2 rRNA genes are annotated in these 3,296 nt (G+C 53.6%); both read left to right on the forward strand.

Annotation, left to right across the window (positions count from 1 at the left end):
* Nucleotides 1–776 (forward strand): 16S ribosomal RNA (locus TCEL_RS00105); the annotation flags it as partial.
* A gap of 97 nt (nucleotides 777–873) precedes the next feature.
* Nucleotides 874–3,296 (forward strand): 23S ribosomal RNA (locus TCEL_RS00110); the annotation flags it as partial.

Raw genomic sequence — 3,296 nt, forward strand, 5'->3', positions numbered from 1 at the left:
AGCGTGGGGAGCAAACAGGATTAGATACCCTGGTAGTCCACGCTGTAAACGATGGGTACTAGGTGTAGGGGGCGAAGCCCTCTGTGCCGCAGCTAACGCATTAAGTACCCCGCCTGGGGAGTACGGTCGCAAGATTAAAACTCAAAGGAATTGACGGGGGCCCGCACAAGCAGCGGAGCATGTGGTTTAATTCGAAGCAACGCGAAGAACCTTACCAGGGCTTGACATCCACCGAACCCTGTGGAAACACGGGGGTGCCCTTCGGGGAACGGTGAGACAGGTGGTGCATGGTTGTCGTCAGCTCGTGTCGTGAGATGTTGGGTTAAGTCCCGCAACGAGCGCAACCCTTGCCTTTAGTTGCCAGCACTTCGGGTGGGCACTCTAAAGGGACTGCCTGGGTTAACCAGGAGGAAGGTGGGGATGACGTCAAATCATCATGCCCCTTATGCTCTGGGCTACACACGTGCTACAATGGCCGGTACAATGAGTTGCAAACCCGTGAGGGGGAGCTAATCTCAAAAACCGGTCCCAGTTCGGATTGTAGGCTGCAACTCGCCTACATGAAGCCGGAGTTGCTAGTAATCGCGGATCAGCATGCCGCGGTGAATACGTTCCCGGGCCTTGTACACACCGCCCGTCACACCATGAGAGCCGGCAACACCCGAAGCCAGTGGGCTAACCCGCAAGGGAGGCAGCTGTCGAAGGTGGGGCTGGTGATTGGGGTGAAGTCGTAACAAGGTAGCCGTAGGAGAACCTGCGGCTGGATCACCTCCTTTCTAAGGGTTTAATAGCTCTCGCTGTTTAGTTTTGAAGAACCGTAAGGTTCTAAGTTCTTTGAAAACTGCACAGCCAAAGGTAACAAGTTCTTTGTAAGATCAAGCTACAAAGGGCGCATGGTGGATGCCTTGGCACCAGGAGCCGATGAAGGACGTGGTAAGCTGCGAAAAGCTGCGGGTAGCCGCAAACAGGCTGTGATCCGCAGATGTCCGAATGGGGGAACCCGCATGGCTAACGCCATGCATCCTTAGCTGAATCCATAGGCTAAGGAGGGCACACCCGGGGAACTGAAACATCTAAGTACCCGGAGGAAAAGAAAGAATAATCGATTCCCTAAGTAGCGGCGAGCGAAAGGGGAGGAGCCCAAACCAGAGGAAACTCTGGGGTTGCGGACAGGTCAAGAAAGCGAAGGAGTTCTTAGCCGAATAGGTCTGGAAAGGCCAGCCGCAGAAGGTAAAAGCCCTGTAGGCGAAAAGGACTTTGAGCGAGACCTGATCCAGAGTACCACGGGACACGAGGAACCCTGTGGGAAGCAGGGAGGACCACCTCCCAAGGCTAAATACTACCTGGTGACCGATAGCGCATAGTACCGTGAGGGAAAGGTGAAAAGAACCCCGGGAGGGGAGTGAAATAGAACCTGAAACCGTGTGCCTACAAGCAGTCGGAGGGCGTTAAGGCCTGACGGCGTGCTTTTTGTAGAACGAGCCAGCGAGTTACGGTATGTAGCGAGGTTAAGCACTTAAGGTGCGAAGCCGTAGGGAAACCGAGTCTGAAGAGGGCGTTAAGTTGCATGCCGTAGACCCGAAACCGGGTGACCTATCCATGGACAGGGTGAAGGTGAGGTAAAACTCACTGGAGGCCCGAACCACGTTGGTGTTGAAAAACCATGGGATGAGCTGTGGATAGCGGAGAAATTCCAATCGAACTCGGAGATAGCTGGTTCTCCCCGAAATAGCTTTAGGGCTAGCCTCGGGTTAGAGACATGGAGGTAGAGCACTGAATGGGCTAGGGGCCGTCTAGGTTACCGAACCTTATCAAACTCCGAATGCCATAGTCTTGATGCCCGGGAGTCAGACTTAGAGTGATAAGATCCTAAGTCAAAAGGGAAACAGCCCAGACCATCAGCTAAGGTCCCAAAGTGCATGTTAAGTGGTAAAGGATGTGGGACTTCTAAGACAACCAGGATGTTGGCTTAGAAGCAGCCATTCATTTAAAGAGTGCGTAATAGCTCACTGGTCGAGAGGTCCTGCGCCGAAGATGTCCGGGGCTCAAACATGCCACCGAAGCTATGGATTTGGTACCGTTGCTAATGCTTATATGGTAGAGAGGACAGAAAAGAGAGGACATCTTTATGCTGCTACGCAGCGAAGCGAAGAAGCAGCATTAGATACAACAAGCTAAAACATGCCATGTAGGCGATAGCAACGGTACCAAATGGTAGGGGAGCTTTCTTAGCGGGTTGAAGTCAGACCGTGAGGACTGGTGGACTGCTAAGAAGTGAGAATGCTGGCATAAGTAGCGAGAAATAGGTGAGAATCCTATTCGCCGAAAACCTAAGGTTTCCTCAGGAAGGCTCGTCCGCTGAGGGTTAGTCGGGACCTAAGCCGAGGCCGAAAGGCGTAGGTGATGGACAATCGGTTGATATTCCGATACCACCAGCAGCCGTTTGAGAGATGGGGGGACGCAGGAGGATAGGCTGAGCACACTGCTGGATATGTGTGTCCAAAGCACAAGGTATGCCTCTTAGGCAAATCCGGGAGGATAAGCTGAGTGCTGATGGGGAGCCGTAAGGCGAAGCAGCCGATTTCACACTGCCGAGAAAAGCCTCTATCGAGGATGCTGGTGCCCGTACCGCAAACCGACACAGGTAGGTGAGGAGAGAATCCTAAGGCGAGCGGGAGAACCCTTGTTAAGGAACTCGGCAAATTGACCCCGTAACTTCGGGAGAAGGGGTGCCTACCGAAAGGTAGGTCGCAGAGAATAGGCCCAGGCGACTGTTTAGCAAAAACACAGGTCTCTGCTAAGTCGAAAGACGATGTATAGGGGCTGACGCCTGCCCGGTGCTGGAAGGTTAAGGGGAAAGGTTAGCGCAAGCGAAGCTTTGAACCGAAGCCCCAGTAAACGGCGGCCGTAACTATAACGGTCCTAAGGTAGCGAAATTCCTTGTCGGGTAAGTTCCGACCCGCACGAATGGCGTAACGACCTGGGCGCTGTCTCGACAAGGGACCCGGCGAAATTGTAGTACAAGTGAAGATGCTTGTTACCCGCGATTGGACGGAAAGACCCCGTAGAGCTTTACTGCAGCTTAGCATTGAGTTTCGGTATTGTCTGTACAGGATAGGTGGGAGGCTGAGAAGTAGCGTCGCCAGGCGCTATGGAGCCGCCGTTGGGATACCACCCTGATGATACTGAAGCTCTAACCGGAGGCCATGAAGCTGGTCACGGGACATTGTTAGGCGGGCAGTTTGACTGGGGCGGTCGCCTCCTAAAGAGTAACGGAGGCGCCCAAAGGTTCCCTC

It is taken from the genome of Thermobrachium celere DSM 8682, from assembly GCF_000430995.1.
GTDB classification, from domain to species: Bacteria; Bacillota; Clostridia; order Clostridiales; family Caloramatoraceae; genus Thermobrachium; species Thermobrachium celere.